The organism is Synechococcus sp. R8-2, from assembly GCF_047461715.1.
Lineage (GTDB): Bacteria > Cyanobacteriota > Cyanobacteriia > Thermostichales > Thermostichaceae > Thermostichus.
On the sequence record NZ_JANSHQ010000114.1, the window covers coordinates 1 to 6,059 of the forward strand.

9 protein-coding genes are annotated in these 6,059 nt (G+C 59.2%); 2 read left to right on the top strand and 7 right to left on the bottom strand.

Annotated features, from left to right (window positions below; translation table 11 throughout):
- The 3 genes from NW819_RS03150 to NW819_RS03160 all read right to left on the bottom strand — a co-directional run.
- A partial coding sequence (locus tag NW819_RS03150; RefSeq protein ID WP_414412856.1) for a hypothetical protein occupies positions 1–256 on the bottom strand: 256 nt, incomplete at its 3' end.
- Between the two features lie 108 nt (positions 257–364).
- Entirely contained in the window at positions 365–847 is a 483-nt protein-coding gene (locus NW819_RS03155) for an ABA4-like family protein (RefSeq protein ID WP_414331247.1), read from the bottom strand.
- A gap of 137 nt (positions 848–984) precedes the next feature.
- Entirely contained in the window at positions 985–1,419 is a 435-nt protein-coding gene (locus NW819_RS03160) for a hypothetical protein (RefSeq protein WP_414412857.1), read from the bottom strand.
- A 148-nt stretch (positions 1,420–1,567) separates the two neighbouring features.
- Between NW819_RS03160 and NW819_RS03165 the strand changes: the two genes are divergently transcribed.
- Complete coding sequence (locus NW819_RS03165) at positions 1,568–1,831, top strand: sulfiredoxin (protein ID WP_011432677.1); 264 nt, start codon at positions 1,568–1,570, stop codon at positions 1,829–1,831.
- Here the strand turns inward: NW819_RS03165 and NW819_RS03170 are convergent.
- From NW819_RS03170 to NW819_RS03185, 4 genes are all read right to left on the bottom strand, one after another.
- On the bottom strand, positions 1,817–2,506 hold the full coding sequence (locus NW819_RS03170) for a response regulator transcription factor (protein WP_414389514.1): 690 nt from the start codon (positions 2,504–2,506) through the stop codon (positions 1,817–1,819). The two genes, NW819_RS03165 and NW819_RS03170, sit on opposite strands and share 15 nt — an antisense overlap.
- 190 nt (positions 2,507–2,696) lie before the next feature.
- A complete protein-coding gene (locus tag NW819_RS03175) occupies positions 2,697–3,485 on the bottom strand; it encodes an ABC transporter permease (RefSeq protein ID WP_414412858.1) in 789 nt (262 codons plus the stop codon).
- On the bottom strand, positions 3,482–4,264 hold the full coding sequence (gene cobA, locus NW819_RS03180) for a uroporphyrinogen-III C-methyltransferase (RefSeq protein ID WP_414412859.1): 783 nt from the start codon (positions 4,262–4,264) through the stop codon (positions 3,482–3,484). Before cobA ends, NW819_RS03175 begins: the two co-directional genes overlap by 4 nt.
- Before the next feature lie 64 nt (positions 4,265–4,328).
- Positions 4,329–5,123 carry a sirohydrochlorin chelatase gene (locus NW819_RS03185; protein ID WP_011432672.1) on the bottom strand — a complete coding sequence of 265 codons (795 nt, stop codon included), beginning with the start codon at positions 5,121–5,123 and terminating at the stop codon, positions 4,329–4,331.
- A 142-nt stretch (positions 5,124–5,265) separates the two neighbouring features.
- On the opposite strand from NW819_RS03185, the gene NW819_RS03190 reads away from it, so the two are divergent.
- Positions 5,266–6,059 (top strand): asparaginase (locus tag NW819_RS03190; protein ID WP_414412860.1); only part of this gene is annotated, 794 nt, incomplete at its 3' end.

Sequence of the window (6,059 nt, forward strand, 5' to 3'; positions counted from 1 at the left end):
CAAAGGTGTACTCGTTGGGCCCAACCCGGACATTGGGATCTACCAGGTTGGCGGTGGGGCCAGGGCTACCAGCTCGGCTAAGGGCCACCATGTACCAGTAGTTAGGGCTAATGGGCAGGCCCATGGTCATGCGCACTTCCAACAAAAGCCGTGCCCAACTAGCCCCAGCCGTGAGGGCCACAAGGGCTGCTGCTCCAAGGCCGCTCCACAGCCACCGCTGAGGACGCAAAAACCAAGCTATGCCTCCACTCCTCATCAAACAGTTCCTCTGGCCTCAAGGCTGAGGGCTCCTACCCCTGATCCTAGCCTCTTAGGACTTCCTCCTGCTATGCGAGCCTGGATCCCTATTCGATAGAGCCTATCCCTAGGGGTTAGCCAACTCTTGTGGCACTCCTGTCTCTTGAGTCCTTCCTTGCGCCTGGTTTTGCCGGCGTGCCTGGACAACTGCCACCGTAAGCAAATGGGAGAGCAAGCCCACTGGCCCGGCAAACAAGCACAAAATCAGGGAATGGGTTGTCCATACTCGCTTATCCCACCCTTCCAAGAAGATCCAGCGGCCCACAAACAAATCCATGACGATGTAGTGTACCCATCCCGTCGCCATAACGGCGGGTTGACTGAATAGGTCGGTTAGGCTGGTCAGAGACAGTTGAGGGTCGGAAAATTCCTTGAGAACATCGGCATTAAACCCGGTGACCAAAAGATACAAATAAACCGCCGCCAAAAGAGCGATGGGCAAAAGCGATTCCATCACTTTGCGGGTTACCTTCCAACCCGGCAGCAGAATCATCAAGGCCCAAAAGGGCAAAGCAAACCAGTTGGCCCCGTTAAAGATCATCTCCAGCATGCTTGGAACCCCCAACGCTACCTGTCCATTATCGGCCTAATGCCCCCTGGGGATCCCTGCAGTAGCGGGTGAAAATGGATGGGAGTTATTCCTGACTTGCCCTGAAGTTTTTTCTGAAGCTAAAGGGATCCCGGTCGCTATTCCGGTTGGCGGAGCCTAGCAGTCGCAATGGAGCTGACCGCACGGCCACTGTCGGTGGTGGCGGCAATGCGGGAAATGCGGGATCCGGTGTCGGTCATGGCCCAGAAGCTGCTGATGCTTTTGGCCGTAGAGGTGGGTTGAGCTGGGCCGATGGGGGATTCTACTGCCTGGGAGTCTGGGGATTTTTCCTGAGCAGGGATCCACACCACAGGTTCCTCACCCCGTTGAGCTACTGCAACTTTTGGGGCGGGATGTTCTGGGGTGGGCTCAGGGGCTTCTTCTTTGCGGGCGGCCTCTGCAGCAGGGACATTCCGGGGAGAGGGCTGCTGAACCAGCCTCTTGTCAAGGGGTGGTCGTGGCGCGGCAGCGGGGGGTGCAGGGGGGGCTTGGCCGGCGATCTTTCCCCATAAGGCTTTGAGGAGTTGCCACATGGCTGGGTTGGCTACTGAGGGAGAGAGCAGTGAGGAATGGTGTTATCCTGCCATGCTCTGGCCTGAGAATCCATCCCCTCTGCCAGTCTTGATAGAGCAAAGTCATAACGAGTATGATTAAGGAGCCTGCTTAGGGAGAAAGTTCAACATGGCGCAGATTCGCGAGATTCCCCTTGCCCAAATTCGCCGCCCTTTGCCGCGGCAAACGGATCCGGATAAGGTGCAGGCGCTGATGGCTTCCATTGAAGCAGTCGGCCTACAGGAGCCCATTGAGGTTTTGGAAGTGGAAGGGGAGTATTATGGGTTCTCCGGCTGCCATCGCTACGAGGCATTTGTCCGCTTGGGCAAGGAGCGGATCCCCTGCCGGGTGCGAAAAGCGCCACGTGCTGTTTTGAGGCTACACCTGGCCTGAAAGGGATCCCTTCTGGCCCGGCTCCTCTTCGGCGGTGTAGCCCCGTTCGTAGGCAAAACGCACCAGTTGCGAGCGATTTTCCAAAGAAAGCTTGCTGAGGATGTTGGTCAGGTGAGTTTGCACAGTGCGCGGGCTGATGAACAGCTTCTCGCCGATTTGCTTGTTGGTGAAGCCGCGAATGACTTCCCGAAAGACCCGCTCTTCGGCAGGGGTCAGGGGCAATTCGGGTGGAGTGGGTCGGGGGGCCGCTTCCGGTTTTGGCTGGGACTGCTGTTGGATCAGCCGCAGAATTTCCGATTGGGTGCGGCGGGAGCGTTCAATCTGGGCCTCGATTTTGGCCACCAGTTCCAGGGGTTCAAAGGGCTTGATGATGTAGTCATCCGCCCCCCGCTCATAGCCCTGAACCCGGTCATCGATCTCTCCCCGCGAAGAGAGAAAAATGAAGGGGACGAGCTCGCCGCCGCGCTGTTGGCGCAGTTGTCGGCAAAACTCGAAGCCGTCCATTTCCGGCATCACCACATCTGAAACCACCACATCCGGCTGCTCTTGGGCAAACAGACGCAACCCTTCTACACCCGAAGCGCCTGTACAAACCCGATAGCCATGCTGAGTCAGGTGGCGGCTCAGCACCTTCAGGGAGAGGGGATCGTCATCTACGACCAGTACACGCTTCATGAGGACTCGAGGAGGCTGTTAGGGAAAAGGGTAAAGCGCTATTCACCTGTTATCTGTCGCTATTTCAGGGAGACGGACAGGATTCGTCATTTGGCTGGGGTGCCTTGACCCATAATAGTGGTTTCAAGGGTGGCCTGGTTGAAAGCTGAAGACTACGGTAGCTGTGAAATGAGGGACTGAACCTGGCCCTCTAAGCTCCCATTCCCGAGTACTGTTGCAAGCCTTTGCGCCACAACCAGCGATTGGCCAGCCAGAGCAGGCCCGTCCAGGCCAGGCCCAGGCCAAAACCGCGCAGAATGTCCACCGGGATCCCTGCCCAGAGGCTGGCGGGAAAATGCACCAGGTAGGGGAAGGGTGTCCAGGCCAAGACCTGGCGCACGGGTGGTGGGAACACCTCCAGAGGAGCGATCACCCCCGAGAAAAACAAGTACACCAAAAAATGGAATTGCTCCAAGGCCGTCACCCGTTCCACCCAAAAGGCCAGCAGCGCCAGGGTGTACTGCATGAGAAAGCGCAGGGCAAAAGCCAGGAGAATGGCCAGGGATCCCAGCCCCGCCTGGGCCCAAGAGGGGATCCAAAAGGCAGGGGGGTAGAGGACGAAGAAAAGGGCGATTAAAACCAGGGTAAAGGGGAGACGGGCCAAGCGCTCCATCAGGTGGCTGGCCACATGGTGCCAAGCCGGATCCAGAGGCTGCAACAGGCGAGGAGATAATTTGCCTTCGACCACCTCTCGCTCAAAGTCCCAGATGACCCAGACGATGGTGAACTGGCGCACCAGGAACACCGCCAGAAAGTAGCGGATGAACTCCAGAGCAGACAGCGAGAAGTCTCCTGAGCGGGCTGCCTCGCTCCACACCCCCATCATGATCAGGGGCAGGGATCCGGCCAACACCCACAGGATCAGCTCGGCCCGGTACTCCAGCATGTAGGCGTAGTAGGCGGAGAAGAGGGCACCCAACTTGCGAAAGAAGGCGTTCATGGAGATTCCGGTTGCGCAAGCGCTGCGGAGCAATACGAGACTGGCGGACGCAAAGTGGGCAACAAGCTGGCCAGGCTGACCACCGCTCCCACCACAACAATTGAAGGCGGTGCTACGGGCGAGGGCTGCCCAGCCAGAGTCTGCAGGCGGAGCAGATGAATCTCTTGCTCAGGGGTGGTGCCCCAGCGGATCAGGGCAACCGGGGTATCGGGAGCTTTCCCTCCGGCCAACAATTCAGCGGCAATGTGGCTGAGGTTGTGCATGCCCATGTAGATCACCAGGGTTTCCACCGCCCCGGCCAAAGCCCGCCAATTGACCTGAGGGCGGTATTTCCCTGCCGCCTCATGTCCGGTAACAAAAGCAACTGAGGAGCTGAGGTCGCGATGGGTGAGAGGGATCCCGGCATAGGCGCTGGCGGCAATGCCCGCCGTAATTCCCGGCACCACCTCCACCGGGATCCCGGCCTGCACCAGAGCCAACATCTCCTCGCCGCCTCGCCCAAAGATGAAGGGATCCCCCCCCTTGAGCCGCACCACCACGGCTGCCGTCCGAGCTTTCTCCATCAGCAAGGCTGTGATCTGCTCCTGGGGCAAGGTATGGGCACCGCAGTGTTTGCCGGCGTAGATCCGTTCTGCCGTCGGCGGGATCAGATCCAAGATGGGGGATCCCACCAGGGCATCGTAGATGACCACATCTGCGTGGGCGAGCAGCGTCTTTCCTTTCACTGTCAGCAGCCCCGGATCCCCAGGCCCTGCCCCCACCAAATACACTTTGCCCATCTCAAGTCCTGGTCGCGTCATTGCTGTTGGAAATATCCATTTTGAGGGAACGGGAAAGATTCGGCTATTCCAGCGCCGGGCTAAAAGCCTGGAGTGTCTCCACAATGGCCTGCATCAGTTGAGGATCCCGCCAGAGGGGCGGCTCCACCTGGATTTGGAGCAGAGGCCATTCCCGCTGTAATCGCTGAGCCTGTTCTTGTAGGGCGCGCAGCAGACCGCCTGGAAAGAGAAAAAACGGCAGCACCCGTAGACGGCACTGGCTAAGGCGCAAGCAATGGATCACGACCGCTTCTAAGGTGGGGGACTGGGCAGCAAAAGCCACATGCAAGGGGATCTCGGGCAAGCGCCGTTGCACAGTTTGGATCCCTGCTTGGAGCTGGGCGGCAAACCCCGGCAGACGGCTGCCATGGCCAAGCACAATCCAGGCATCTGCCCGTTCGCCGGATTGCCTGAGCGTTGCAGAGCAAGAGGGCTGTGGAGCCAGAATGCGAGCCACCAACAGATCCAGGAGGGCCGGGTGCTGGCCAATGGGGGGTGTTAACCGGATGGGCAGGCGCGGCCAGCGAGCTTGAACCTGCTTCACCGCAGCCGGTAAATCCTCTTCCACATGGGATCCCTCGCCCATAAACAGCGACAGCAGCACCACTTGATCGGGAGATCGGCCTGCGCCCAGCCAAGCTGCCAGCCGTCCTTGAATCTGTTCGGCCAGGGTGAGAGGCTGACCTTCCAACTGGGCCAGCTCCACCGGCTGGGGAGCCAGCTGCTGCTGTACCCGGGCCAACAAATCTGCCAAAGCCTGCTGATAATCGGGATCCCGGCTGCCGTGACAGACCAAAAACACCAGGGGATTGGAGGACATGGCAGAGGTCAGGGATCCGAGCGGAAGGGTTCCATTTTGCTACTTTAGGGGATCCCGCCAACTTCTCGTGTAGGATCTGCGCGTATGATTTGAAGAGTACACACCCTCTTTCCCAGCTTCGTCAGCCCTTTCCCAGGTTTTCATGTCATTTGAGAATCGTTCCACCGCCCCTGAACTCTTAATCCATGTCTTGCGGGAGGGGTTGACCGAATCTATCCATCATTGCCAAGCTGTCGTGGCCGATAGCCGCGGGCGTTCTCTGGCCATGGCCGGCAACAGCACCACCCCTGTTTTTGCCCGTTCTGCCCTCAAACCTTTCCAAGCGCTGGCCATGCTCTCCACCGGCATCCGCGAGCGCTACCGCCTCAGCGAGAAAGATATTGCCATCATGTGCGGATCCCATCAGGGCACCACGGCTCATGCGCGGCAGGTGTTCAGCATACTGTGGCGGGCCGATCTATCTCCCGATTTGCTGGTCTGCCCCACCCCACCCGGCAAGCCCAGCCCCCTTTGCCACAACTGCTCCGGCAAACATGCCGGCATGCTTATGGCCAGCCGCGCCCAAAACTGGACCTTGTCGGACTATGCCCAGCGGCAGCATCCGGTGCAAGCGCTGGTGCGGGCCAAGTTGGCGGATTTGCTGCAAATGCCCTCGGAGGAGTTTTTGTTTGCGCGGGATGACTGTGGGGTGCCCACCTACCAATTGCAACTGAACCACCTGGCTTCTCTATTCGCCCAACTGACCGCCGGCGAGCGGCCCGACTTGGAATCGGTAGCACGGGCCATGACCCATCACCCGGAGATGGTGGCCGGACAGGGGTGTTTCGACACGGAATTGATGCGGGCCACTCAAGGGGATCTGGTGAGCAAATCGGGTGCTGAAGGGATCCAATGCATTGGCCGGGTAGGGGAAGGCATGGGCCTGGCCATCAAGGT

Excerpts from the sequence above, each read along its gene's own strand:
- NW819_RS03185 (WP_011432672.1), bottom strand. The coding sequence starts at position 5,123 with ATGTCCTCCAATCCCCTGGTGTTTTTGGTCTGTCACGGCAGCCGGGAT.
- cobA (WP_414412859.1), bottom strand. The coding sequence starts at position 4,264 with ATGGGCAAAGTGTATTTGGTGGGGGCAGGGCCTGGGGATCCGGGGCTG.
- NW819_RS03155 (WP_414331247.1), bottom strand. The coding sequence starts at position 847 with ATGCTGGAGATGATCTTTAACGGGGCCAACTGGTTTGCTTTGCCCTTT.
- NW819_RS03165 (WP_011432677.1), top strand. The coding sequence starts at position 1,568 with ATGGCGCAGATTCGCGAGATTCCCCTTGCCCAAATTCGCCGCCCTTTG.
- NW819_RS03170 (WP_414389514.1), bottom strand. The coding sequence starts at position 2,506 with ATGAAGCGTGTACTGGTCGTAGATGACGATCCCCTCTCCCTGAAGGTG.
- NW819_RS03175 (WP_414412858.1), bottom strand. The coding sequence starts at position 3,485 with ATGAACGCCTTCTTTCGCAAGTTGGGTGCCCTCTTCTCCGCCTACTAC.
- NW819_RS03160 (WP_414412857.1), bottom strand. The coding sequence starts at position 1,419 with ATGTGGCAACTCCTCAAAGCCTTATGGGGAAAGATCGCCGGCCAAGCC.